The sequence below is a fragment of the Halobacillus rhizosphaerae genome (assembly GCF_046719735.1).
Classification (GTDB): domain Bacteria; phylum Bacillota; class Bacilli; order Bacillales; family Halobacillaceae; genus Halobacillus_B; species Halobacillus_B rhizosphaerae.
In genome coordinates this window covers 65,151-90,225 of the sequence record NZ_JAUTWQ010000011.1, presented here as the reverse complement: position 1 = coordinate 90,225, position 25,075 = coordinate 65,151, and the positions used below count along the sequence as shown (strand labels likewise).

Below are 25,075 nucleotides of genomic sequence, written 5' to 3'. Positions count from 1 at the left end.
ATATCAAAAACAGAGAGCCTCTTGTTACATTTTAGTCCACGGAAAAAGTAAAATCGAGCGGGGAATGAAAATAAAAAAGCCCGAACCAATGGTCATCCACGGTTCGGGTTTTGTAATAAAATTATTCATTAAGAATTAATAATTTTCCACTGAGCTTTCTTCTGTATTAGGTTTATTCTTAGACTTCCTTACGAGCGCCGTAATGCCGGCAATTAAATAGGCAATGCCCCCAAATATACCAAAGGCAATTGTACCGAGGGTGGTAACTACGCCGGTTACGATTAAAATAATCCCAGCAGCTTTCGGTTTTTTGTTTCCTTTAAGAAAGACAATCGCTACGATTCCAAGAATGATGGCAATGGCCGAGAATATGACGATAACTAAAGATCCCGTGCTGATGGCATCAATGATTTTATCGACTGAAACGCTGTTTCCCTGAGCATTGGGATTCGAATTCATCGCATCCTGCATCTGTTGTTTAAACTGCGCTTTCGTATCCTCCTGCATTGTCAAAACTCGAAAGCTGAAAAAGAACACAAGACCATAAATAACTAATCCGATAACCGAAAAGATAATTTCTGCTACTCTACTCATTTAAACTCCTCCTTTTTATTAAGCACTAGCTACATCACGCTTTGTAAAGAAAAACCATGCTAATCCAATAAATAACACAAAGTACACCGCTAACACACTCACAGAAAATGGTAAAGTCAACCCTTCAATGATAGGGCTTCCCTCAAAGAATACCGTTAAATCCGTATTGGCAAATAAAATATATTTGGCCCATTCTTTGCTGGCGACAAAAACCACTAATGTACTTCCTGACATCATTAGAAAAATCGCAACTCCAATGGATAGTGAACTATTTCTAAATACAGCAGAAATCATAAACGCAAAACTGGCCATCATGAGAAGATTTACTGAATTTAATAAATAAATCGAAATCGTATGCTGGAAGATCGGCGATTCGATAAACTCGCCCGAATGCTGGTACAAATAGGTTTGAGAAAAGCCGTCGATGCCAAACAACATGGCTCCGATGATAAATGAAAAAATATAAAGAAATACGAGCATCGTCAGGGCAAATACCAGGACAGATACGTACTTTGAGAATAGTATTTTAGCCCGGGAAATCGGCCGGATGAGTAACAGCTTTATGGTTCCCCATTTAAACTCATTGGCAATAATTCCCGCCGCTACAATAATGGTAAACAAACTGATGAGTGATATGTTAGTCTTGTTTGCATTAACAAAACTCCACGCATCATATTCTTTCGGTTTGATATTATGCTCAATCCGGTAATTGTTCTCGTCTATTTTGGAAGTGGACTGAGGATTATCCTGCACTTGTTTAGGTGCATCTTTCATCCCTTCCTTTATCTGATCATTTTCCGCCTGCAATTCCTGCTTCCAGTCATCTCCTGTTGGAGCACCTTGATCGGTGATTGAATCATTCACTTTCAAAAATACGCCAAATACAATAATCACCAGAGCCAAAACCCCGAACATAATCCATGTGGAGATTTGAGAATACATCTTCATTTGTTCATTACGTATCAGCTGGATAAAATTACTCAATAGATCCCTCTCCAATCAAATCCAGAAATTTATCTTCTAATGTGGCACGATTGACGTTCACTGCAAATACTTCTACTTGCCTCTCTACAAGCTTGTTAATCAGCAGCGGAACTTCCTCATGCTTCACTGTAAACACTAACGAGTCGTTTTCACGAACTGGCGCCTGTTTGGTGAGCTCTTCGACTACTTCCATAGCTGTTTCAACAGGAGTCGCATCAAGACGGACTTCCTTCTGGTCAGACTGCTGCAAAGCATCATTTACCGTCTGGATCGAAATAATTTCTCCATTTTTTATAATACCGATTCGATCACACATCATTTCCATCTCAGATAGGATGTGACTGGACACAATGACGGCCACTCCTTCTTCAGCCGCTAATTTTCTAATATAGGCTCTAATTTCACGGATACCTGATGGATCAAGACCGTTCGTCGGTTCATCAAGAATTAAAATAGAAGGATTATGTAAAAGTGCCTGGGCGATTCCTAAACGCTGTCTCATACCCAGAGAGTACTTCCCTACTTTATCCTTCAGACGTTTCTCTAAGCCCACGAGCTTAACCACTTCCATAATTCTATCCTGCGTTACTCCTGGAACCATTCTTGAATAATGAATAAGGTTTTTCCACCCGCTCATGAATGGATACATTTCTGGATTTTCAACGATTCCGCCTACGTGCTGGATGGCCTGTTTAAAATCCTTCTTGATACTTTTCCCATGAATCAGGACATCTCCCTCTGTCAACTCCATGAGACCCACCATCATCCGGATCGTTGTCGTCTTACCCGCACCATTCGGTCCGAGGAAGCCAAAGACCTCTCCACTATGTATCGAGAAATCCAACCCTTTAATAATCGGCTTATTTTTAATGGTTTTTTTAACATTTTTAAGCTCCATTACCGCTTCTTTCATAAAACTTTCCCTCCCTGTTCATTTCGCCACACCTATACTACGATAAACTGTGAAACACGTTTCATTATTTTTGATATTTATACAAATTTCCTTAAAAAGGGAGTCTCCATTAAGAAGACTCCCTCCTTATTAATCCCAACTTTTCAATATCGCCCAAAGCTTTTTCAATTTTTGTTCCACATATTTATTGTCTCCCTCTCTTTGCTTCTGCCACTCGTTATAACTTGCTGCTCCAATAAGAATGAATCCAGCGATCAGAAGATATGACCACCACGGCAGATTCCCCCAGTAAGGACGAGTCTGGTACATCACATTAAATATAAGCACACCCATTCCCACGAAAAAGTAAGACTTCATGCGAAGTTGCATCCCAGCAACCATGGATACAAGGGACAGCCCGCCAATGATCCACGCATCCCAAATGGTATGGCTCTGAATGGCATCGGCCACTAAATAACCAGCCACACCTAGTAACAATGCTAATTGGATGTGGTTAAGCAAGCTTTTATATGCGCTCCACGTTTTCCTCCGAAGCAAAGCCATCACTCCAAGCAGAGGAAGAACTTGAAGCTCTGCTTCCAGAATATCAGGAATGAACGGTTCGTAATCCAAAATGACCATCAGATAGCTAATATAGAAGCTAAGAATAGACAAGGTTTGAAAAACTCGATCCATTAGAACCAAACCCCAACGCTTCGCATTAACAAGGAACCAAACAGCAGCAAGCAGCACTGGCACTATTTTCAGCCAAATCGAATCATCAAAGTGAAGGACGGCAGCAGTTTGAAATGGATACAATAAGGCGGACCAGCTGTACACATCGGCGTTGAACTTTTTCTCTTTCCAATGAATAAGCCTATGATATAACCACCTGCCCGCGGCAAGAAGACTGGCAAACGTAAGAACAAGCAGACCTATCAACAGCGGCCGGCCCATCTCCCCACTCAGCCTCAGCCACATTGCTGCATAAATGCACAAGGGAACAAACGGAACAAGGCTCCATTTTTTATAATGAAGAAAAAATAAGATAAGCAGAAGGTAGCTCGTAATAGGAATAACTTCTAAAGAAGTGAGGTTCTCTTGATGACTAACGACCTCCGCTAATCCTATTGTAGAAAAGGGAATGAGGTACCATTCCACTCTTACTTTCCACTCCTTAGGCAACCATAACCAACCCAGAGAAAACAGAGCACTTGCAGCGAGCCACACATACGCATTCGAGACAGATAGGAGCAGGTTATAGTGCGATTTAAGGAACCAAAGGAGAAAAAAAACCACAGTCATTCCTGCATAAAGCAGCAATTTCCGCTGCCACTCTGTACGTTTAATGACCGATCCCCAAATATAGAGAGCGATCGGAACAAGCAAAATCAACGGATGAACAGCTTCATTCCATAACTGAGTCAAGTATACGATCCCAACCATCAAAGTAGAAATCACCTGGGCTAACCAAAAGAAATAGATCTCCAGCTGCGGCCAAATTCTCCTCCCCAGTTCTCTTATTGTGAGTAAAAATACTGGAGCAACCATCATATAATAAGTCGTTCCTTGAAAGGAAAGGATCGAAAGCGGCATCAGTAAAGACGAATAAAAAGCCAGACTTACAAGCGCTACCAGGGACCATAATCCAGAGATCCGTGAGTATTGGACAAGCCAAAACAGTACGCCCACCCCGATGAATAGAACGAGAGGTTTCATCAGCATAGGATCAATATACGGATCAATAATTAATTGCAGTAAAGATAAAATATAAGCACACTGGCCAAGATAAAAGCTGGAAAGGGATAATCGTGTTTCCTTGATTTTTTTCCATCCTAGATGAATGAAGAGAAGGACCAGGCCGGTAATTGCAAGATGGATAGACAGGCCAAGCTCTTCTTTATACACTTCGAAAAACTCGAAAAACCATGGATATAAACACATGGATGCAAGCAGCAAACTGAGCGGCTGGATCCATTGAGCAGAAGTAACTCCTTCAAAGCTGCGGCATTTCTTATAACCCGCATAAGCCAAACCACTGATTATGAAGAGCATAAAACCGTTCTCAGCATAGTCTAAATGCTGATGGTTATTGAGCATACATACAATAATCACTGTAATAGCTGTTACCATACTGCTTAGTCGGAAAGGCATCAGCCATTTGTTTGTTCCCCATAACACAGCGACTAAGAAAAGAATCGCTGCCGATGTAAAAAGGAACCATTCTATGGTCGAAAGACCCGTTACTACCCACAGCTGCCACATAGAAATAATGAGAAACACCGGTGTTAAGTATTGAAAGATCAGCTGTTTTGCTAAGTGGCTCAGAACAAAATAATTCAACGTGATTACAAGGTAAGCGAAGAGCAGAAGTAAAGATTCTTCTTGCTGCCGAATGAGAATCCCCTGCCAGCTTACATAGATAAATGCACACATAGAAATAAAAGCACTGGTATACTGAAACGTTTTCTGTATAAACGTATGATTCTTAGCGGCAAAGGCGAAGCCCATATAAACCATGGCAGCCGCACTATAAATGAGTAAATCAATGTCTTGCAAAGAAGAATGTTCCACTAATTGATAAATTCCATAGGCAAATAGCCCGCTGAAGACAAACTGATACTCCTTCGTTTTATAAACAAAGACCATGGCCATATACAAGACTGAAGTAAGGATGAGATTAAAACTGTAAAACAGTTCATCATCGTAAACAAACAGCAAGAGCAGAGTAGAAATTATCAAATTCAGCTGTGCATACAAAGGAACTTCTTTCATAAACAATGCTAACCTCTTACTGGAACGATATCGGAAGTATAAGAGAAGCAGCGCACCATTGAATATCATAAGCCAAAAGTAAAACGCATCAGCATGAACCTTCATTGCCCCCAGCCCAAAACCAGCGGATAAGGATAAGAATAAGAATGAAATCCAGACAAACAGCCTAGAATGGTGACGGTAAGCGTTTCTAACGTAGAGTGGAAGCGGCAAAAGCACCCCTATTAAACCAAGCAGAAAACGACCCTCTCCATCCATAGATAAATAGTTTCCTAATAATTCAAAATATCCAATCGCCACTATGACAATAGGAACAAGCAGACTTCCAAGAGTGAGAAAAGCAAATGCCGTCTGTTTAATCTTCAGAAACTTCTCAGAGATATAACTAAGGGCGAAGAAAAATAATGAAACAAAGGAAATAGCAAATACTTTAAGTCCAGGACCCATCTGGTTCCACTGGCTGGTGGCGACGACCAGCCCGCAGATCAATAACAGAACAACCCCTAAAATCAGCGACCATGTAATATTTCGCTCCCTTATTTGTTCTTTCGTTTTTACCTTTTTTTCCTTTGGAGGTTTGGTAGGTTTAGCTGTGATCTTCGGTTTAGCCGATGCTTCCTGTTCTTTGTTCTCTTTCACAGAACGTTCACTTTCACTCGCCACTGTAGTACTGTGGCAGTATCTTTCATGAGCGTCTCTTATCTGCTGAAATTCCGCAGATGAGATATACTCCCTCTCTCTTAATCGGTTCAATTCACTTAGAAAAACTCGCTTTTTTTGGTCTTCCGATAGCTGTGTCATGTTATCCCTCCTTATCCCGAAAGTGTTTGGTGTAATATTACACTATTACACACATGATTTCAACCTTATTTTTCCAAACGATCGATCATCTACTCCTCATAATGGAAGGGGACGCAAATCTTTGATAAACTGACTATATAGTGACTTTTTTTGGGGGGAATTATTATGAAAATCGTGTCTATTGAACCGACACCAAGCCCTAATTCGATGAAAATAAATGTAAATGAAGAGTTACCCAGCGGAGAAACTCATAACTATAAAAAGGATGATGATCTCACCCAGGCGCCGGATTTCATCCAGAACCTGTTTGCAATTGAAGGGGTGAAAGGCCTTTATCACGTTGCCGATTTTATCGCCTTAGAGCGTAACCCAAGAGAATCATGGGAAGTCATTCTGCCAGAGGTGCGGACGGCTTTAGGATCTGACGAACAACCCACTGAAAAAGTTTCAAATCAGAGCCAGAATGTGGAAGAAGCTTTTGGAGAAGTAAAGGTCTTTGTTCAAATGTTCCGCGGCATACCCATGCAGGTCAAACTCGAAGAAGGCGAAGAAGAAAAGCGTGTAGGTCTGCCCGAAGAGTTTATGGAAGCAGCCATGAAAGCGGCCCCTGCCTCCCCCAATATGATTATGGAACGTAAATGGGTGGAACAAAGTGCCCGTTACGGGGACCCTGATGAAATTGGGGAGCAAATAAAAGAAGAATTAACCGCCAGTTACGATTCTGCACGCCTTGAGAAGCTAGTTACCCAGGCATTTGAAGAGGAATCGCAGGAAACACCAGCGGAAGAACAAACCGAAGTTACTTTAGCCACACTTGATGATCCCGATTGGAAAGTCCGTTATGCAGCTCTGGACCAGATGAATCCGACAGCAGCAGACCTTCCAGTACTCAATAAAGCTCTTGATGATGAAAAAGCCTCTATTCGCCGGTTAGCTGCTGCTTATTTAGGAATGATTGAGGAGCCTGAAGTCCTGCCTTATTTGTACAAGGCCTTAAAGGATAAAACCGTAACAGTGAGACGAACAGCAGGCGATTGTTTATCAGACTTAGGATTTAAAGAAGCGATGCCTGAAATGATTAGCTCCTTAGCTGATCCAAATAAGCTTGTGAGGTGGAGAGCCGCCATGTTTTTATACGAACTAGGAGATGAGTCAGCCCTCCCTGCTTTACGTGAAGCAGCGAATGATTCAGAATTCGAAGTACGTATGCAAGTGAACATGGCCATCGAACGAATTGCCGGCGGTGAAGAAGCCAAAGGATCTGTCTGGTATCAAATGACCCAGGCTACTAAAAAATGATTTGAAGGAGAATGCCTCATGAATCCATATGAAGCTTATATGAAAGAAATATCTCAGCCCATGCGTGATGAATTAACGCACGCCGGTTTCTCTGAGTTAACTACACCTGAAGCGGTTGATGAATTTATCAGTGAGACAAAAGGAACTTCTTTAGTCGTGATCAATTCTGTTTGCGGATGTGCCGCAGGTCTCGCCCGGCCGGCAGCAAGAGAATCTTTAAGTAACGACAAAAAGCCAGACCACCTTGTTACTGTTTTTGCTGGTCAAGATGGAGAAGCTACGTCCCGCATGCGTGATTATTTTGAAGGATATGAACCTTCTTCTCCATCTATGGCCGTTCTTAAGGATGGGCAGGTGCTGCACTTTATACCACGTGAGGAAATCGAGGACTTTGAAGTGGAAGAGATTGTAGATAATTTAACTACTGCATATAATCAATATTGTTAATTTGTCTTTGAATTCAGACTAAGACAAAAACCGGAACCCATGTAATCCATGGTTCCGGCTTTTTGTGTGGAGCAAAAACATGCAGGGAGTATTAATCTATAAAGTTCTCGTTATTTCAAATCTCCTTTTTTTCTTTTCATCTATTACTTAATAAACGATTAATATTAATACGAAATGCTTCTCTTCATGTTATGTCCTATTTTAAAAGCCATATCAAGAATAAAATGACAGCTAGTATGGCCCAGAATACCGCCTGTTTACTTCTCAAATTTTTCGAACTCCTTTAGCACAATATTGAGTTAAGCGATCGTCCATTTGCCCAACGCAAAAAACTAACTTATATTTATCGGTTTAGCTAGGTAAGAATTATTTAAAAAGCTGCTCATTAAATACACTCATTGAATAGATGTTTTTTTCTAATAAGTTATCAATGATCTGCTTTATTACATGTGGCTCTCTTAAATCCTCGTCTCCAAATGTCGAAAGACCATTCACTTTAATCCATTTACTTTCCGTAATTTCGTCTTCTTCGAGATTTAATATACCCCCTGTGATTTCACCAATAAAATGAAACAAAATTACTTGATCGTTCGTATTACTAATAAAATTATATATCCCTGTCGTGCCAATCAGTTTTACATCTAACCCCGTTTCCTCTTTAACTTCCCTCTGAGCTGAATAAATAATGTTTTCACCATACTCTATATGTCCACCTGGAAAGTTCCAAATATCGACAGCATTAGGTTTGTTCTCTTTTATAATTAAGACTTTATCATTATCAAAGATTGATACACTTGCTACTAATACAATTCCATCTTGAGACATCTATTTCTCCTCAAATCTATTTGAAAATTATATGTATCTTAATTTGTATATAACCTCTTCTTTACAATTATTTCAAAACAAACACTGGAACTCAAGCCTATTCCCACTGAAAAAGGCTCACCTATACTGCAGATTAGCCCCCATTATTGGAAGAATGGAAACTAATACTAACTAACGGCCAAAAGAAATAATTAAATACCATTCCAAACTTAAGAGCTCTACCCACCAAAAGAAAAACCGAATATGATTAAAAGAAATATAAAAAAGAATAGTAGACTGACGATAAGAGTAATGATAGGTACTATTCTCTTTTCCCTCTCAATTTTTAAGCTCTTTAGCGAAAGTATGAGGCCAACTATGCTTGTAAATGGAGTGAATTTAATGAATTGAACCATAGCTCCTAAGCCGTTAATAGAAATCATTTTAATAATCGAAACAATCTGAATGAAAAATACAACTATTATTAACAAACATAACTTTCCTAAAATTGATTTTGGCATAATAATCCCCCAACCTATTCAACATCCAAATAAATAAATATATTTTTATGTAAAATTAACCAAACGCCTGGAAGGACAATAAATATGAAAACAAAGTCTCCAAACTTATGAAGAATCGACTCCAAAAGAATGATGTATTTCAATTCAACGTTCGCATTGTTCTCCCCTTCCATAGTATGAAGACACTTAACGTAACAATTATTAAGCTTGAATCGAAGAGAATTTGCGAAATATCTATATGGATACTTAATAAAGCAGAGACTAACGCATAACTCACAGGAATTAATCCAATAGAAACCATGGTGTTTAAGCTCATGACTCTCCCTAACTTATCTTTATGGACTTTCTCTTGGATTAAACTCATCACAGGGATATTAATGCTTGAAATGCAAACGCCTATTAAAAATAATAATATTGCTGAAAAATAGATATTGAAGATTTGACTATATAGGAACATTAGAAACCCTTCAGAAAAGAGGAACACTATAATCATGTATCCTCTATGATTTACGACATTCAGGTAGCCCATAATTACTGCACCGATCACCATTCCCATAGAGAATCCACTTTGCAAAACGCTGAGATTAATAGCTGCACCGCCAAACTTCTCATCCGCATATAGAGGAATACTTAACATTAATGGGCCGATAAAAAATAGGTTAGTGAATATAAAAGTCACCATAATTGTCACTAAAAATTTTTGTTGCTGGACGTATTTCACACCTATCATCAGGTTTTTAAATACAGATTTTTGCTTAGGTTTTTCCGCTTGTCCCTCCTTCTCTTTTATGTTAGCAAACATCCATCCGCTTAACAGTAACAGTAAACCATTACAGATAAATGCAGAGGTATAGGAAAAGGAATGAAGGAGTAATGTTCCTAAAAAAGGACCCATAACTAAAGCGAGTTGATTTGTTGTTTGTATAAAAGAATTTGCTTTAACAATATTCTCTTCTTTCACCAATGTTGGGACCAATGAGTCCCTTGCTGGCCAAAAAAATGCACTAATCGCTCCAAAAAGTAAGGCGAATATAAATAAAGGGAACAATTTTAACAGACCTATTTTAAAGAAGATAGCCATAATAACTAACAATATAAACCTAAGAAACAACGATGATGCTGCTATGTTGGTTTTTCTTTGCTCATCTGCAAGTACTCCTCCGAATGCCATGAGAACTACTCTAGGGATGGTGGTCGCCATCATAATAATCCCGAGAAATTGGTTTAAATCTAAATAATTGACTATGTACCACTGTTCAATTAGTAAGTAAATGGAACTAGCTAGTCCTGAAATCCCGCCTCCTATCCATAAAAAAATAAAGTTTTTGTTTCTAAGTAAGCTACTCCCTTTTGCGATAATCTCCATAATTCCTCCCCCCCTCTAATAATTAGATTGATATCTAATTCGATGTGTATCTAATATGTTAACATACAAATTTTATAGTGAGAAAAATAAAACGACACTCCTCTTAAGAATGTCGTTTCCTTGTTCAAATTAATTTATCCCTATTTTTGTGGAGAGTATTTTCCACCTGCAGTGACTTACATTCGGCCTAACCCAAGATTGAAAGCGGCTTGAACTAGGCTCTTATTCCCTTCTACGAATTCTCCGTCAGGCCCATATAAAGTGTCTTCAAGGCCAATTCGAGTATCTAACCCTCGGTCGATCGCATCTTTGAGCAATGCCCATGTAATTAACCCATCCCCGTGTTGGAGTCTCGGCACAAACACCTTGTATGTGTCGAGAATTCGGTGGATATCGGCCACCATAGAGAGTGCTGAGTCTTCACTTTCGCCCACTTGTGCAGCACCAGGTTCGACCAAGATGCGAGTTACCTGCACAGCCATTTCCGAAGCACAAAGTTTTTCGGCATCTTCAGGCGTCCAGACACCAGCTTCAATCCCAATCCCCATTTCAATAAGTTCCTTCATCACTTCGAAGGAGCCAGCTTCACAAACATTTACAGATGCGAAGTTGGGCTGAGTCCAACCACGGATTAGATGAAGGCGCTGCTGAACATCCGGCTCGATGTCCTCCTGAGTAGTTACACCAACCGGAACGCCACAAGCTGCTTGAACCTTGGCCACTACCTCATTAACAATACTTGGATCTAGTGTTTCATTCCCCTTATTATCCCGAGGGTGTAGGTGGATCAGTTTTGCACCAGAGTCAACGCAATCTTTTGCATCGGCGAGATATCGGAACAGCGGGATGGTCCACTCTTGTCCGGTCTCCATTCAAAGCAACTTGTAGTTTCATTGTAAATCACTCCTGTTCTGTTACTACTCCGCCGTATCTGCAGTAAGCTCCCTTTACATAAAGACTAGATTTCAAAATAAATTAGGTTAGGAATATAATCCCAGCAACTCTATTTCAAAAGTGTCTTGAGTTATGTAGATTGTTTTCTGAGAGTAAAAGTTGCATACTAATCAATCGTAACTTTTCTTCAATTCCCTTTGAATATAGGTTTGAAATAAAGCCACTACTAAACCTATGACAGCCAAAGCTATCACCTCATGAGTTATTACTTTTCCTAAACTTTTTTACTTAATCATTATTCAATTATCCTGCTCTTTTCTTGAATAAAGGGCAGCAGCTTCTTCAATGGGAGATTGGGGCCTGTCCCCACAAACAAACGCTTTCGTGTGCCGGAGATTAGACCCCAAATCCACTTATAAGTACTTATCACTAATCACTTTCAAATGGTGTAACTCATGCCCGGCAATGCCATATGCAATGATGCCTACCGAAACTGGGCTGTTCATTACAGTTCCACTGCGAACCCAAGCTGCATCATCAATGGTTGAAATAAGGCTTAGCGTGTTAGCGCGTACCGCGTCTAATCCAGCTAGTAACTGTTCCCAGGATAATTTATTGAAGTTTGCCATAGTGACGTATCGATCCTGTTCCATTGCTGGGAGAGGTTCACTTTCATTTCGTGCAATAGCAAGCATGCGATACGACATCACACGTTCCGAGTCGGTCATATGCCCAATCACTTCTTTTAAAGTCCATTTCCCGGGTGCATACGCCTTGCTTGCTGACTCCTCTGATACGCTGTTTAAGAGGGTAATGGTCTTTGTCCGTTGGTTACTAAGTATTTCTTCTATATCTCCATCTGGCACAAGACGAACATAATTATCATTCTCCGGATTATCAATACATAATGGTCGTGGACGCATAAGAAACCTCCTCATAGGAAATAGTTAACCCAACTTCTAGACTACTATTCGACTGGAAAGGGCATATTTCCTTTATTTATGATCTTTACCGAAAAACGAACGCAGTCATCAGCGAAAGAATACTCCATAAATTATAAAGCCTACTATTAGTAAGAGAATAATTACTCCAGTACCCTTCCAACCTAATCCGCCAACTAAATCAGAAGAAATGCTCCCGTGAATGCTGCTAGACGGATTGTTTAGTTCTTTTTGTCTTAGTCGATCTCTTCTTTCTTCAGGAGTTTCTTTTTCATTTCCCATCTAATCACTCCTATAATTATTTCTCTTTTTATACATACGATACTAATCGAAGGTAGTTTCAAAAATGGCTATTATCTCGAAATTCAAGTCTTAAACAAACCTGCCTTATTACAGAAAACTCTTCAAGAGCGTCCACTTGACAGATGACAAAATTAAAAGAAACCGTCTATGCGCTGACCTTCCGTCCATTAATAATATAAAATACACAATAACTTAGTAATAATACTGCTAAATAAAATAGCTCAGGATACTGAGTTTTAATACCATCCAGACGAGGATCGCCTACATTGAAATAATCGAAAAGAAAATTTGAAAGCATGAAGAGAATTAATGTAGCCCAACTTTGAATAACAGCTCTTTGTTTAATCCACTCTTTTCTTTCATCTTCTTTTGGCTTAAAGATAAATTCCTTACTACCAGATAACCAACCTACTATAACAAGCCAGACAATAGGAACAATCAAATATGTTAAAAATATACTCACTTTTTCCTCACCCCTATATGTTTATGGTGTAAAAACTTTATCAACGGTAGCCCCTAAATGCTTAGCTATATTAAAAGCTAATTTTAAAGTAGGATCATACTTGTTATTTTCAATCGCATTTATTGTTTGACGACTTACATTACAAAGATCTGCAAGTTTACCTTGTGAAACCCCTAGATCTTCCCTTAATGTCTTAATATGATTTTTCAAATCATTCCCCACTCTTTCTCTTCTGCATATGTCAAAAGTATTTTACACTTTAATGATAATAAAAACCAAATTAGGTATCAAATACTTTTTACACCTTGTTTGGTCTTTATTAATTTGGAAAATGAAATAATTCACCTTTTCATTAAAATTTGAATTCCAAATACTATCCTTACATTTACTAAAACCCCCCTCCGTCAGGCATCCCCCATCTAATTCCTATAGTAAAAGAAAACAGGAACTACTAATTTAACACTCTGTTCAATTGATGAAGAATATAATTAATAGTTTTGTAAGGATTTCTTAAGTGATCTGTAAGTCCTGCCTAGTACACTTTAATTAAATCGAAAGGAGTGAAGGTAAAATGAAGAAATGGATAACGATGGTAGGCATCCTGTCTGTATTGGTGTTAGCGGCATGCGGAACAAGCGATGATAACAATAATAACGGGGATGACCAAATGGACGACCAGCAGCAAGAAAATATGGACAGTAGTGATGACATGAAGGATAGTGACTCTGATATGAAGGGCGAAGACGACATGAAGGACAGCGACTCCGATATGAAGAGCGAGGACGATATGAAGGACAGCGACTCTGATATGAAGAGTGAGGACGACATGAAGGACAGCGGCTCCGATATGAAGAGCGAAGACGACATGAAGGACAGTGACTCTGATATGAAGGGCGAAGATGATATGAATGGCAGCGATGATATGGATAATAAGTAATTGAATTTAAAATCCCCTTTTTCGTTCATGCTATGATAAAGAAAAACAATGAACTACTAAAGGGGTGAATATATTGGAGAAAAAGTCCGTGCTTATTGCAGATGATGAAGCTTCCATATTGGATGTGTGCAGGCGGTATTTGGAACGTGAAGGTTATGAAATCTATACGGCTGCAAACGGAAGAGAAGCTTTAAGTATTTGGAGAAAACAGCATCCGGATTTAATCATCCTGGATTTAATGATGCCGATCGTTGACGGCTGGCAAGTTTGCGAAACGGTTCGTGCCGAAGATGAAACGCCGATTTTAATGCTTACTGCTAAGTCGGAAGATTATGACCGATTGTTTGGATTGACCATAGGGGCGAACGACTATATGAGCAAACCGTTTAACCCACAAGAACTGGTGCTGAGAGTTCGCTCGATCTTTCGTCTAGTCGGCTCTCGAACCACTCAGTCGGCATCAAAGGAAAACTTCAGAATCGAACTCGGGGGGATTACTTTAGATACAAGCACGAGAGAAGTAGTAGCGCATGGAAGTCCTGTATCCCTGACTGTGAAGGAGTTTGATCTTCTGCTATTGCTCGTCTCCCATCCGAGACAAGTGTTCTCCAGAAGTCAGCTTCTTCATAGGGTTTGGGATACCGATTATGATGGAGATACTACAACGGTCACTGTTCACCTTCGCCGTTTACGGGAGAAAATTGAAAAAGATCCCTCCCATCCCGCTTTACTGGAAACGGTATGGGGAATTGGCTACAAGTTTGATCCGGGGGAATCATCATGAAAATAAAAACCATCTTCCTGCTCGCCAACGGAAGTAGTATTTTACTCATGACTACGTTCTTAATTATCAGCTATTTCTATATGATTTTGTCGGTTTCGATGATCGGCTGGCTTTCCTTGCTTACTGTTCTTTCTGCTTTTATCTCTTTTTTAGTTTATTACTTGCTCACTTCTCCTGTAGAACGTTCAATTAAACGGTTAGCTGAGGAAGCTCACCATATCAGCGAGAACGATTTCGGAACTAAAATTCCAGAAGAAGGTCCTGTAGAAATCCGCTCTCTGACCCATCAATTTAACGGGATGAGCACACGGCTCAGCCAATCATTCCAGGCGCTTCAAAAAGCTGAACAGTCAAGACGGGAACTTGTAGCGAACATTTCCCACGATCTAAGAACACCTATGGCTTCTATTCGAGCTTTCATTCAGGCCATTCAAGATGGTGTGGTGGAAGATCCAAAGTCAAAAGCTCAATACATGCGGACCATTTCCCTTGAAGTGGAACGTCTTGATCAAATGATTCAGCAATTATTTGAGCTTTCTGTCTATGATTCCGGCACCATGCAGCTTCATAAAGAATGGACCGCACTTGACCAGTGGCTGCTCGAAGTCATGGAGCATAAGCGGTTTATTTTAGAAGAACAGCATAGAGAAGTGCACATTGACTTTCCAGAACGGGTAAAGGAAGTCTATATGGATGGCGAGAAAATGAAGCGAGTATTAGTGAACCTGCTGGATAATGCTCTCCGTCACTCTGAAGCGAGAACAGATATTAGAATCCGTATCCGTCAGCAGGACCGTTTCATTTTTATAGAGGTAGAAGATCAAGGAGAGGGTATCAGCCAAGAACATTTACCTCATATTTTTGACCGTACTTACCGAGTAGAAGCATCTCGAAATCAGAAATATGCAGGAACCGGGCTTGGACTCGCTATTGCTCGGCATATAGTGGAAGCGCATGAAGGGAAAATCTTTGCCGCCAGTGAATTGGGAACAGGGTCTACCTTTACCATACAGCTGCCGAGAGAAGGAAAGGGTGTTACGAGTGGATAAACAAGTATTTTTCAACCTCCAGAAGAAATTCGGTCAGAAACTAAAACAGATTCACCATTGGAATGCTATTCTTTTTACTGTTCTGGCGATCACTGGTTTTATTCTCTTCTCCACAAGTTTCAGACAGTGGTTTCCGCAGCTAAGAATTTGGGTGAGGGACGGTCACATTTGGATAGGTTTCCTCAGTGTTCTTCCCGTGCTCTTCTATGCACCTAAAATTGCTAAACATTTAAAGACGCTGCGAAAACGAAAAAATAACCGGGCCAATTTATACTTTGTACTCTTTGTACTGATCTCTCTCATTGTTTCTGGATTGGTCTTAACGTTCCATCGAAAGTTCGGACCGGGATTAAGTTCTTTTGCCCTGGTGGTTCACGATCTCTTCACTTATGTTGGTGTTCCGTACTTAATTTATCACAGTATTACACGTGCCCTTTGGTTTAAAAATTGGGAAAAGGCCCGACAGAAAAAGATTCAGGAAAAACATATGGTCATTGAAGAAGGAAATCCGATCATGAATCGGAGAACTTTGCTGCGCAGAGGAACAGGGACAACCATTGCCCTTATTTTCACCCCATTTATTTATCAATGGCTGAAGCCTTATTTTGGTTCTTCGGTAAGCTCGAGTTCACCATCTTCTACCCTGCCGCTGACTGAAACCTTCTCCCCTCTTCCGAAGCCCCTCCCTAAATCTAAACCTCCTGTGGGGGGAGGAAGGAAAGGCAGCTTTCGGTATTATACAGTCACCCGGATGCCTGAAATTAATGATAAAAACTTCTCGTTTAAAATTGATGGTCTAGTCGATCAGTCTCAGGCGTGGAATTGGGAACAGTTTGTCAACTTAAAGCGTGAAGTTCAAGTATCTGACTTTCATTGTGTCACAGGCTGGAGTCTTTACCACGTAACTTGGGAAGGCATTAAGTTAAAGGACTTACTAAATAAATCAGGTGTTAAACAGAAGGCCAAATATGTAAAATTCTATTCACAGGACGGAGTGTATACTGATACGCTGACCATCGATCAGGCCATGGCAGATGATGTACTCGTTGCCATGCTCATAGACGGGGAATTAATTGAGAATCGGAATGGCGGCCCTGTCCGCTTAATCGTTCCAGAGATGTATGCCTACAAATCTGTGAAGTGGTTAAATAGAATCGAGTTAATTGAGAAAGAACATACCGGCTATTGGGAACAGCGCGGCTACAAGAAAGATGCCTATGTAGATGCCTGAGTTTTAGGACAGCATTTCAGAACGAACTACACATAAACAGAACAAGAATATTTAAACACCACTAACCCCCGGACCATTTGCTTGGTTCGGGGGTTCTTAATTGAGATAAAAATGAGGACGCGAATCTTTGTAATAAGTTCCGTTTCCCATTTTATCTGTGGCTATTTGATTTCCTGATTTTCCTACTTCATCTTCCACTTCGGAGCTTTACGCCTCCATCTGTCTTCGTGATCTGTTGTTAATTCAGAAGAGCAATTGGGACAAAGGATCGCTTGTGATGGAATAGGCATACAGCAATACGGACATTCTTTCTTTGTCATCGAATCTAGTGGATGCTGATGAGGTTTCTTCCAGCGGTTAAGCTGGCGGACAACTAGAAATACAGCAAACAAAACGATTATAAATCTGACCGAAGCTGTAAAGAATAACCCATAGTTGATCGTTGCTGCTCCTGCCTCTTTTGCTGCAGACAGGGAAGGAAAGGTTTGGCCATTCAAGCTTATAAACAAGTTATCAATGTTCATCTTTGAGAAAAATAACCCGATGGGAGGCAGCAGCAAATCGGTCACTAAGGAATCAATAAAGCCGCTGAAAGCTGCCCCTAAAACCATCCCTATCCCTATTTCCAAAGCATTTCCCCTTACCGTAAACTGGCGGAATTCGTGTAATAAACCCATGAAATCAACACCTTCCTGATTTCATTGTATGAAGAATTCGGACGAGCTATGAGTATAGATGCGGGTGATCTAATTTCATTTATGGTCATAGATTTTACAATCAGTCCCCTTTGCCTGGAATTCTTATTTAAACTTTGGAGAGAAAGGATTATAATAAGATCACTCTAAGATTAGCTGGTGATGAATGAATGAATAGCAAAGTAGTGAATTTAAATCCGCCTCAATTTCTAATCGTTACCTTTTTAACTTTAATTATCGCAGGTACGCTCTTATTAAAGCTGCCCATTTCCACGGTACATTCGATTTCCTTTCTTAATGCGCTATTTACTGCAACGTCAGCGATGACCGTAACGGGTTTAGCTGTGGTTGATACAGGATCTGCGTTCACATTATTCGGGCAAACCATTATTATGGGGCTTATTCAGCTTGGAGGTCTTGGAATTATGACCTTTGCTGTGCTGATTTATATGGTGCTCGGCCGGCGAATTGGCATTAAGGAACGATTATTAGTGCAGCAGGCTCTCAACCAGACATCGGTGGGAGGAGTCATCCGTCTGGTAAAGAAATTACTTATTTTCTCCCTGTCTGTAGAAGCGGTTGCCGCCATTTTCCTTTCCGTTCGCTGGGTTCCTGAAATGGGCTATGCCAAAGGACTTTATGCTAGTATCTTTCATGCCGTCTCTGCCTTTAATAATGCGGGATTCTCGATCTGGTCCGATAGTTTATCGGGCTATGCCACAGACCCTGTTATCAATATTGTAATCAGTCTACTTTTTATTATCGGGGGCATCGGCTTTACCGTTGTATTTGATATGTGGAAAAGCAAAGAATTCAAAGACCTTATGCTGCATACGAAAATCATGATCATTGGCACCCTGGTCATTAATGTCATTAGCTTCTTCGTCATTTTTATTCTGGAATACAACAATCCGAACACCATCGCGGATTTCACCATAACTGGAAAAATGCAGGCTGCCTATTTTCAAGCGGTAACCCCAAGAACGGCAGGCTTTAACTCGATAGATATCGGGCAGATGGATGATGCCTCCTTGTTCTTTATGCTGATTCTCATGTTTATTGGCGGAGGAAGCGGATCAACGGCTGGTGGAATTAAATTAACCACTGCTTTAGCGATTGTGTTAGCTACCATCGCCTTCTTCAAAAATCGAGATAATGCGGTCGTTTATCGGCGCAGATTGGACTATGGGCTGATTATTCGTGCCTTGGCGTTAACCATGGGAAGTGTTTTTGTTATTCTTTGTGCCGTATTTCTGCTGGAGCTTTCGCAGAACGCCCCTTTTCTAGATGTATTATTTGAAACGATATCAGCATTCGGCACGGTTGGTCTCTCCATGGGACTCACAGGAAGCTTAACGATTTTCGGTAAGTTTATTATTATTATTACCATGCTGATCGGAAAGCTCGGTCCCCTTACCTTCGCATTCGCCTTTGCCAAGCAGACGCCGGATATTATTAAGTATCCAAGCGAAGATATTCTAACAGGATAAGGCCAGTTGACATTCACACTTACTTGTATAAAAATATGAGTACACTCAATAATGAGCGTACTCATGTTTTTTTAGGGAGCTGATGGTTTTGTTGAACCGCCGAAAGGAAAAGAAACAAGAAACAAGGGATGCCATTGTATCAGTTGCTAAACGGCTTTTTTTTGAACAGGGCTATGAAGAAACCACAACAGGTGAAATCGCTAAACAAGCCGATATTGGCGTGGGAACCCTGTTCAATTACTTCAAAACAAAAGCAGATCTGCTGGTGGAAGTATTCTCAGAAGACTTTGTGGAAGAACTTGATGATTTAGAAACGAGTCTCACAGAAGCGGATCTGCAATTTGCAGCTTCCGACCTTGTATATCAATACATTGAGCAGCGGATTAAACGGTATAAAGTTTTCACTAAGAAAATGATGAAGGATATGATAGGTGTGTCCCTTTCTGCCTTCAAGTCTAAGCCGGAGATTATGAAGAAATTTATCGGTTTGGATTTTATGTTCGTGGATGACTTAATCCAGTTTATGAATCAGCTGAAGGATAAGCATGTCCTGCCTCAAGAGTTTGACTCCAATCAAGCTGGGGAGATTATTTATAGCAGTCTTGCGTTCGAATTTCTTGTGTTTATCTATCAGGATGAGCTTATATTTGACGATTTTATGAATGGAGTGCAAAATAAGCTGCATTTCATATTCAGATCCTATTAATGGGATTGCTGTTAGTAATATTCCGTGAACCCCCGTTGTCGGAAAACTCAGTCTCAAGATAATTTGAAGATTTCCGTTACGGTTAACGGAGAGTCGAGGTCGGGGAAATGACTCGCTTTCCACGGGCGAACGGTGAGCTTCCTCGGCAAAGCCTGCGGGATCTCACCTGCCCTATCCTCCCATAGGAGTCTCCCCATTTCCCCGCCTCTTTATTATTATTGAGAGAACGGAAATATTAAAAGGTGATTGACATAAATAAGTGTTTCTTATACCAGCCAAAAGTGGCTCCCAAGTTTAATATCAGGATTATATTGGAGTTAGAATCGGTTTCTGTTACTATATTGGTCCGTTCATTCTTCATGTGATGGGTGGCGAAGGAAATGACGAGACTCCCGTGGGAGAAGGTGACAGGCGAGACCCCACAGAGAGTGAATACGAACGAGGAGGCTTGCCGGCTCCCCCACAGGAAAGCGAGTTATTTCCTTCGCCACCCTCCTCTCATTGTTAGTAACGGACCCAACAAGCTAGAAATCAAGTCTTTCAGAATACTGGTCTATACATCTATAGACATGAATATCCTGAGCATATAATCAGCTTGGAAACCACGGATAACTAAAAAAAGGTTCTTTATTTAAGCCATAAAAAAGTACCCGTCTCATTCAACAATGAATAAGACGGGTACTTTTATTTATTCAGAAAGACTTGAACGAAGGATTACTCACCCAGTGCGAGCTTCAGTTGATTCGCACCTACTTCATATTCTTCCATACCTTCAGTTTCGCCAAGCTGTAGTTCATCCACAAGGACATTATCACGTATCAATTGTTCATTTTGCTTAATCGCTCTTACTACTTCATCATCTCCATGAAGAGCAATATTCACACGACGATCAATTGGCAGATTCTTTTGTTTACGGCCATCCTGGATCACTCGGATCACCTCTCGAGCTAGACCCTCGAGGCGGAGTTCTTCGGAGATGGTAGTATCAAGAATGACGTGGAAATCTTGGTTCGATCCCATTGAAAGTCCGGCATCCGCTACTCGCTCAACAATTAAGAGATCATTGGGAACTTCAAGGTCTCCTTCATCGGTCGGCACTACAGCGTACCCCTGTTCCACAATTTTTTCTGCTTCTTCATCAGAAAGCTTTTGCAAATAGCCTTTCACGACGCCAACATTCTTGCCTAACTTAGGACCCGCTTCCCGGAAATTCAATTTAATCTCATAACGGACTAGATCATTTGAGGACTGCTTAACGACTACATCTTTCACATTGATTTCGTCCGCAATAATTGAACTGTACTGTTCCAGTGCTGCTCCTTGGTCAGGATTCACAGGAATGACGACAAGCTCTGCCAATGGCTGCTTTGTTTTTATAGCTTCTGTATTTCTTACTCCCCTGGCAAGTTCAACCACTTGGAGAACCGCATCCATTTCTTTTTCAAGCTGCAGATCCATCATAGAGGCATCTACTTTAGGGAAATGGGCTAGATGAACGCTTTCCCCAGTCAAGTTATGATAAATATCTTCTGCAACAAAAGGAACAAATGGTGCCAACAACTGACTTAACTGTGTTAACACTTGATGCAGGGTATGGTAAGCAGCTTTCTTCGTTTCTGTCATTCCTTCTTCCCAGAAACGGTCACGGGAACGACGGATATACCAGTTACTCACTTCGTCCAGATATTTTTCCAGTGCTTTTGCCGCTTTAGTGAAATCATAATCATCCAGGGCCACCTGCACTACGCCGCTGACACTGTGCAAGCGGGAAAGAATCCATCGGTCCAGCAGAGTTTTATCCCCTTGATCTGTTTCATCAAATTGATACTGATCGATATTTGCATAAAGCGTATAAAACCCATGAGTATTCACGAGTGTATCAATGACTTTGGACTTGGCTTCAATCACTACTCGCTCAGAGAATCGTTTGTTGTTCCATGGAGCACTATCAGCAAGCAAGGCCCAGCGGAAAGCATCGGCGCCGAATTTATTAACCAGGTCCATCGGGTGTAAAGCATTCCCTTTACTCTTCGACATCTTGCGCCCCTGTTCATCAAGAATATGACCTGTAGAAAGAACCCGTTTATAAGGTACTTTTCCAGTAAATAACGTGGATACGGCAAGCAGGCTGTAGAACCAGCCTCTCGTTTGGTCAACGCCTTCACAAATGACGTCTGCCGGGAATTGCTTATCAAACTGTTCCTGGTTCTCAAATGGATAGTGCTGCTGTGCAAATGGCATTGATCCGCTGTCAAACCATACGTCAATGACTTCAGGAACACGATTCATCGTTCCTCCACAGTGATCACAGTTCAACTGTACCCGGTCTACATAAGGCTTGTGAAGTTCTACATCTCCAATTTCCCCATTCGCTTTCTCTTGAAGATCTGCTTGACTATTAGGTGCGTATTGATGGTTACAGTCATCACAAATCCAAATGTTAAGCGGCGTCCCCCAGAAGCGATTCCGGCCGATATTCCAGTCGACCATGTTCTCAAGGAAATTACCGAACCGGCCATCCTTGATATGAGATGGGTACCATTCGACCTCCTGATTGTTCTTCAAGAATTGGTCTTTAAGAGCCGTCGTCTTGATAAACCAGCTTTCGATTGCATAATAAAGCAATGGAGAATCACAGCGCCAGCAATGCGGATAACTGTGCTCATACTTTTCTTTATGGAACAGCAAACCTTCAGCAGCTAAATACTTAACAATATCTACATCGCAGTCTTTTACAAATTTACCTGCAAAAGGAGTAATTTCTTCTGTGTAACGGCCTTGACCATCCACTACGTTAAAAAAGGATAATTGATGCTGCTTGACTAAATTGTAGTCATCTTCCCCGTAAGCTGGCGCAATGTGAACGACACCTGTACCGCTCTCAGCATTTACGAAATCCGCTTCAACGACAAAATGACCGCGTTCCGGCTTAACGAATGGAAATGGAGCTTGATAGGTAAGACCCGTTAGTTCGCTTCCTTTGTGCTTCGAAACGACTTCATATTCTTCTCCTAGCACTTTATCAGCAAGAGCTTCCGCCACAATATAGACTTCTTCTCCCTGCTTCGCTTTTACATAGGTCAAATCCGGGTGTACGGCAAGCGTTACATTGGCAGGAAGCGTCCAGGGAGTCGTGGTCCATCCTAAGAAAAATTCGTTTTCTGTACCTTCCACTTTGAATTTTGCCGTTGCTGATAAATCTTTTACATCTTCATATCCTTGCGCTACTTCATGGGAGCTTAAAGTCGTTTGACAGCTCGGACAGTAAGGAGTAACCCGATGGCCTTTACTTAATAGATCCCGTTTATGAAGGTCACTAAGAATGTACCAGACGCTCTCAATATAATTATTCTGCAAAGTGACGTAAGGATCATCCATATCCAGCCAGTACCCAATGGATTCCGTAAATTCACGCCATTGCTTTTCATATTCAAAGACACTTTCCTTACATTTTTCAATAAACTTCTCTACACCATAGGCTTCAATATCCTGCTTACCGGAAATTCCCAGCTGCTTCTCTACCTCAAGCTCAACTGGAAGACCATGTGTGTCCCATCCTGCTTTTCGCAGGACCTGGTAGCCATTCATCGTTTTATAACGGGCAACAAAGTCTTTAATCACTCGGCCAAGCACATGCCCTGCATGTGGCAGACCATTGGCTGTAGGAGGACCTTCATAAAAGACAAAAGTTTCTTGCCCTTCTCTCTCGTCCATAGACCGCTTAAAGACTTGATTCTCATTCCAGAAATCCTTTACGCGATTTTCGCGCTCCAATGCTGCTTCTTTCGTATTGACTTTACGCATAATTCCACCTCTTGCTGTATATTTTGGCATTAAAAAATCCGCCCCTAAACACAAATAGGGACGGATGTAACTTCCGCGGTACCACCCATATTCCGTAATGATTGACTCTTTACGGCACTTGGAAACAAACGGATAACGGCCGCGACCCGGTTTCACCTACTCAGTACTTTCAGCGAAACTTCTCAGAGATGATCTTCAGCTATACGATGAACATCGCCTTTCAGCAAGACAGCGACTCTCTTTGGAACACACGAACAGCTTACTCTTCTCGTCATCGAAAAAACGAATGATTTTGCCATAATCGTACACCGAAATGGGCATTCTGTCAAAGTATCCAGAAGTATAGAACTGATTACCTGAACTTATCAACGTTGATTCAAAAGCAATAGTATCTTTACCAGTATCGACGACTTACAATAAAAGTAATCCTATACTATGAAAGAAGGCGTTTCGATGTCAGAGGATATTAAGAAGAAAGTTCAGGATATCTTTTCGAAAAATAAGGAAGCGTACGTTTCGAGTAAAACTCACAGCAATCGTGCGGATCTGGATCAGATCACCAAAAGTTTGAAGCCGCAAACCAACTGGGTGGTATTAGATATTGCCACCGGAGGCGGGCATGTAGCAAAACAGCTCAGTCCTTCAGTTTCTACTGTATTTGCCAGTGATATTACGAAAGACATGCTCGAAAATACCGCTCACCATCTATCTCATTTGAAGAATGTTTACTATGTGATTGCGGATGCCGAGAACCTTCCTTTTCTAAACGAAATCTTCGACGCTGTTACTTGCAGAATTGCTCCCCATCATTTTCCTGAGCCAGAAAAGTTTGTTGAGGAAGTATCAAGAGTTCTTAAGCCGCAAGGGAAATTCCTGCTCATTGATAATACGGCTCCTGAAGATGACGAATTAGACTTCTTTTATAACACGTTCGAAAAGAAACGTGATCCGAGTCATTGTCGTGCCTTGAAGGTCTCCGAATGGAAAGAAATCTTAATGGAGAATCAAATGACCAGCATCAAAGAAAGCATACGGCAGAAACCAATGACTTTCCCGGATTGGGTAGCGAGAACAATGGACGATAAGACCATACAACAAGAAGTGGAGCAGTATTTCCTTCAAGCAACCGAAGATGCTAAGCGGTACTTCTCTATCAAGCAAACAAACGGTTACATGGAATCGTTTGCGATTGATGAATGGATGATTCTTCTGGAAAAAGTTTAAAACCTCGTATAAAAATACCTAGTATTGGAAAAATAAGCTAGGTATAGATGAATTTACAAACGAGGTGGAAG

23 protein-coding genes and 1 other annotated feature are annotated in these 25,075 nt (G+C 40.9%); of the genes, 9 read left to right on the top strand and 14 right to left on the bottom strand.

What is annotated here, in order from left to right:
* Positions 1-135: 135 nt before the first annotated feature.
* The 4 genes from Q7A53_RS13190 to Q7A53_RS13175 form a co-directional block, all read right to left on the bottom strand.
* Positions 136-594, bottom strand: a complete 459-nt coding sequence (locus tag Q7A53_RS13190; RefSeq protein WP_411789634.1) for a DUF4064 domain-containing protein — start codon at positions 592-594, stop codon at positions 136-138.
* Between the two features lie 18 nt (positions 595-612).
* A complete protein-coding gene (locus tag Q7A53_RS13185; RefSeq protein WP_411789633.1) occupies positions 613-1,578 on the bottom strand; it encodes an ABC transporter permease in 966 nt (321 codons plus the stop codon).
* The gene (locus Q7A53_RS13180) at positions 1,571-2,491 is read right to left on the bottom strand and encodes an ABC transporter ATP-binding protein (protein WP_411789632.1); all 921 of its coding nucleotides are present in this window, start codon (positions 2,489-2,491) and stop codon (positions 1,571-1,573) included. Before Q7A53_RS13180 ends, Q7A53_RS13185 begins: the two co-directional genes overlap by 8 nt.
* 129 nt (positions 2,492-2,620) lie before the next feature.
* Positions 2,621-6,046 carry a hypothetical protein gene (locus tag Q7A53_RS13175; protein WP_411789631.1) on the bottom strand — a complete coding sequence of 1,142 codons (3,426 nt, stop codon included), beginning with the start codon at positions 6,044-6,046 and terminating at the stop codon, positions 2,621-2,623.
* Between the two features lie 165 nt (positions 6,047-6,211).
* Between Q7A53_RS13175 and Q7A53_RS13170 the strand changes: the two genes are divergently transcribed.
* On the top strand, positions 6,212-7,345 hold the full coding sequence (locus tag Q7A53_RS13170) for a conserved virulence factor C family protein (protein WP_411789630.1): 1,134 nt from the start codon (positions 6,212-6,214) through the stop codon (positions 7,343-7,345).
* 18 nt (positions 7,346-7,363) lie between these two features.
* On the top strand, positions 7,364-7,792 hold the full coding sequence (locus Q7A53_RS13165; protein ID WP_411789629.1) for a BrxA/BrxB family bacilliredoxin: 429 nt from the start codon (positions 7,364-7,366) through the stop codon (positions 7,790-7,792).
* 366 nt (positions 7,793-8,158) lie between these two features.
* Here Q7A53_RS13165 and Q7A53_RS13160 read toward each other — a convergent pair whose 3' ends face one another.
* The 8 genes from Q7A53_RS13160 to Q7A53_RS13125 all read right to left on the bottom strand — a co-directional run bounded on the left by Q7A53_RS13160 (position 8,159) and on the right by Q7A53_RS13125 (position 13,294).
* Positions 8,159-8,617 carry an NUDIX hydrolase gene (locus tag Q7A53_RS13160; RefSeq protein WP_411789628.1) on the bottom strand — a complete coding sequence of 153 codons (459 nt, stop codon included), beginning with the start codon at positions 8,615-8,617 and terminating at the stop codon, positions 8,159-8,161.
* Positions 8,618-8,835: 218 nt separating this feature from the next.
* On the bottom strand, positions 8,836-9,117 hold the full coding sequence (locus tag Q7A53_RS13155) for a hypothetical protein (RefSeq protein ID WP_411789627.1): 282 nt from the start codon (positions 9,115-9,117) through the stop codon (positions 8,836-8,838).
* A gap of 139 nt (positions 9,118-9,256) precedes the next feature.
* A complete protein-coding gene (locus Q7A53_RS13150; RefSeq protein WP_411789626.1) occupies positions 9,257-10,483 on the bottom strand; it encodes an MFS transporter in 1,227 nt (408 codons plus the stop codon).
* A 176-nt stretch (positions 10,484-10,659) separates the two neighbouring features.
* A complete protein-coding gene (locus Q7A53_RS13145; RefSeq protein ID WP_411789625.1) occupies positions 10,660-11,355 on the bottom strand; it encodes a 3-keto-5-aminohexanoate cleavage protein in 696 nt (231 codons plus the stop codon).
* A 435-nt stretch (positions 11,356-11,790) separates the two neighbouring features.
* Positions 11,791-12,300, bottom strand: coding sequence for a DinB family protein (locus Q7A53_RS13140; protein WP_411789624.1), 510 nt, complete (start codon positions 12,298-12,300; stop codon positions 11,791-11,793).
* A gap of 108 nt (positions 12,301-12,408) precedes the next feature.
* Positions 12,409-12,600, bottom strand: coding sequence for a DUF6366 family protein (locus Q7A53_RS13135; protein WP_411789623.1), 192 nt, complete (start codon positions 12,598-12,600; stop codon positions 12,409-12,411).
* 166 nt (positions 12,601-12,766) lie between these two features.
* Entirely contained in the window at positions 12,767-13,084 is a 318-nt protein-coding gene (locus Q7A53_RS13130) for a hypothetical protein (protein WP_411789622.1), read from the bottom strand.
* Between the two features lie 21 nt (positions 13,085-13,105).
* Complete coding sequence (locus Q7A53_RS13125; protein ID WP_411789783.1) at positions 13,106-13,294, bottom strand: helix-turn-helix transcriptional regulator; 189 nt, start codon at positions 13,292-13,294, stop codon at positions 13,106-13,108.
* Positions 13,295-13,655: 361 nt separating this feature from the next.
* Between Q7A53_RS13125 and Q7A53_RS13120 the strand changes: the two genes are divergently transcribed.
* From Q7A53_RS13120 to Q7A53_RS13105, 4 genes are all read left to right on the top strand, one after another.
* Positions 13,656-14,021, top strand: a complete 366-nt coding sequence (locus Q7A53_RS13120) for a hypothetical protein (RefSeq protein ID WP_411789621.1) — start codon at positions 13,656-13,658, stop codon at positions 14,019-14,021.
* 73 nt (positions 14,022-14,094) lie between these two features.
* The gene (locus tag Q7A53_RS13115) at positions 14,095-14,805 is read left to right on the top strand and encodes a response regulator transcription factor (protein ID WP_411789620.1); all 711 of its coding nucleotides are present in this window, start codon (positions 14,095-14,097) and stop codon (positions 14,803-14,805) included.
* Positions 14,802-15,854, top strand: a complete 1,053-nt coding sequence (locus tag Q7A53_RS13110) for a sensor histidine kinase (RefSeq protein ID WP_411789619.1) — start codon at positions 14,802-14,804, stop codon at positions 15,852-15,854. The genes Q7A53_RS13115 and Q7A53_RS13110 overlap by 4 nt, the downstream gene beginning before the upstream one ends.
* Complete coding sequence (locus tag Q7A53_RS13105; RefSeq protein ID WP_411789618.1) at positions 15,847-17,085, top strand: molybdopterin-dependent oxidoreductase; 1,239 nt, start codon at positions 15,847-15,849, stop codon at positions 17,083-17,085. The genes Q7A53_RS13110 and Q7A53_RS13105 overlap by 8 nt, the downstream gene beginning before the upstream one ends.
* Before the next feature lie 182 nt (positions 17,086-17,267).
* Here the strand turns inward: Q7A53_RS13105 and mscL are convergent, their stop codons facing one another.
* Entirely contained in the window at positions 17,268-17,762 is a 495-nt protein-coding gene (gene mscL / locus Q7A53_RS13100) for a large conductance mechanosensitive channel protein MscL (RefSeq protein WP_411789617.1), read from the bottom strand.
* Positions 17,763-17,950: 188 nt separating this feature from the next.
* Between mscL and Q7A53_RS13095 the strand changes: the two genes are divergently transcribed.
* Positions 17,951-19,270 carry a TrkH family potassium uptake protein gene (locus Q7A53_RS13095; protein WP_411789616.1) on the top strand — a complete coding sequence of 440 codons (1,320 nt, stop codon included), beginning with the start codon at positions 17,951-17,953 and terminating at the stop codon, positions 19,268-19,270.
* A gap of 88 nt (positions 19,271-19,358) precedes the next feature.
* Positions 19,359-19,976: a TetR/AcrR family transcriptional regulator gene (locus tag Q7A53_RS13090; RefSeq protein WP_411789615.1), complete on the top strand. Its 618-nt coding sequence runs from the start codon at positions 19,359-19,361 to the stop codon at positions 19,974-19,976.
* A gap of 714 nt (positions 19,977-20,690) precedes the next feature.
* Here Q7A53_RS13090 and ileS read toward each other — a convergent pair.
* On the bottom strand, positions 20,691-23,780 hold the full coding sequence (gene ileS / locus Q7A53_RS13085) for an isoleucine--tRNA ligase (RefSeq protein WP_411789782.1): 3,090 nt from the start codon (positions 23,778-23,780) through the stop codon (positions 20,691-20,693).
* Positions 23,781-23,833: 53 nt separating this feature from the next.
* Positions 23,834-24,064, bottom strand: a binding site (T-box leader).
* Between the two features lie 169 nt (positions 24,065-24,233).
* On the opposite strand from ileS, the gene Q7A53_RS13080 reads away from it, so the two are divergent.
* On the top strand, positions 24,234-25,004 hold the full coding sequence (locus tag Q7A53_RS13080) for a class I SAM-dependent methyltransferase (protein WP_411789614.1): 771 nt from the start codon (positions 24,234-24,236) through the stop codon (positions 25,002-25,004).
* Positions 25,005-25,075: the final 71 nt, after the last annotated feature.

Excerpts from the sequence above, each read along its gene's own strand:
- Q7A53_RS13190 (WP_411789634.1), bottom strand. The coding sequence starts at position 594 with ATGAGTAGAGTAGCAGAAATTATCTTTTCGGTTATCGGATTAGTTATT.
- Q7A53_RS13180 (WP_411789632.1), bottom strand. The coding sequence starts at position 2,491 with ATGAAAGAAGCGGTAATGGAGCTTAAAAATGTTAAAAAAACCATTAAA.
- Q7A53_RS13175 (WP_411789631.1), bottom strand. The coding sequence starts at position 6,046 with ATGACACAGCTATCGGAAGACCAAAAAAAGCGAGTTTTTCTAAGTGAA.
- Q7A53_RS13170 (WP_411789630.1), top strand. The coding sequence starts at position 6,212 with ATGAAAATCGTGTCTATTGAACCGACACCAAGCCCTAATTCGATGAAA.
- Q7A53_RS13165 (WP_411789629.1), top strand. The coding sequence starts at position 7,364 with ATGAATCCATATGAAGCTTATATGAAAGAAATATCTCAGCCCATGCGT.
- Q7A53_RS13160 (WP_411789628.1), bottom strand. The coding sequence starts at position 8,617 with ATGTCTCAAGATGGAATTGTATTAGTAGCAAGTGTATCAATCTTTGAT.
- Q7A53_RS13155 (WP_411789627.1), bottom strand. The coding sequence starts at position 9,117 with ATGCCAAAATCAATTTTAGGAAAGTTATGTTTGTTAATAATAGTTGTA.
- Q7A53_RS13150 (WP_411789626.1), bottom strand. The coding sequence starts at position 10,483 with ATGGAGATTATCGCAAAAGGGAGTAGCTTACTTAGAAACAAAAACTTT.
- Q7A53_RS13145 (WP_411789625.1), bottom strand. The coding sequence starts at position 11,355 with ATGGAGACCGGACAAGAGTGGACCATCCCGCTGTTCCGATATCTCGCC.
- Q7A53_RS13140 (WP_411789624.1), bottom strand. The coding sequence starts at position 12,300 with ATGCGTCCACGACCATTATGTATTGATAATCCGGAGAATGATAATTAT.
- Q7A53_RS13135 (WP_411789623.1), bottom strand. The coding sequence starts at position 12,600 with ATGGGAAATGAAAAAGAAACTCCTGAAGAAAGAAGAGATCGACTAAGA.
- Q7A53_RS13120 (WP_411789621.1), top strand. The coding sequence starts at position 13,656 with ATGAAGAAATGGATAACGATGGTAGGCATCCTGTCTGTATTGGTGTTA.
- Q7A53_RS13110 (WP_411789619.1), top strand. The coding sequence starts at position 14,802 with ATGAAAATAAAAACCATCTTCCTGCTCGCCAACGGAAGTAGTATTTTA.
- mscL (WP_411789617.1), bottom strand. The coding sequence starts at position 17,762 with ATGGGTTTATTACACGAATTCCGCCAGTTTACGGTAAGGGGAAATGCT.
- Q7A53_RS13095 (WP_411789616.1), top strand. The coding sequence starts at position 17,951 with ATGAATAGCAAAGTAGTGAATTTAAATCCGCCTCAATTTCTAATCGTT.
- ileS (WP_411789782.1), bottom strand. The coding sequence starts at position 23,780 with ATGCGTAAAGTCAATACGAAAGAAGCAGCATTGGAGCGCGAAAATCGC.
- Q7A53_RS13080 (WP_411789614.1), top strand. The coding sequence starts at position 24,234 with ATGTCAGAGGATATTAAGAAGAAAGTTCAGGATATCTTTTCGAAAAAT.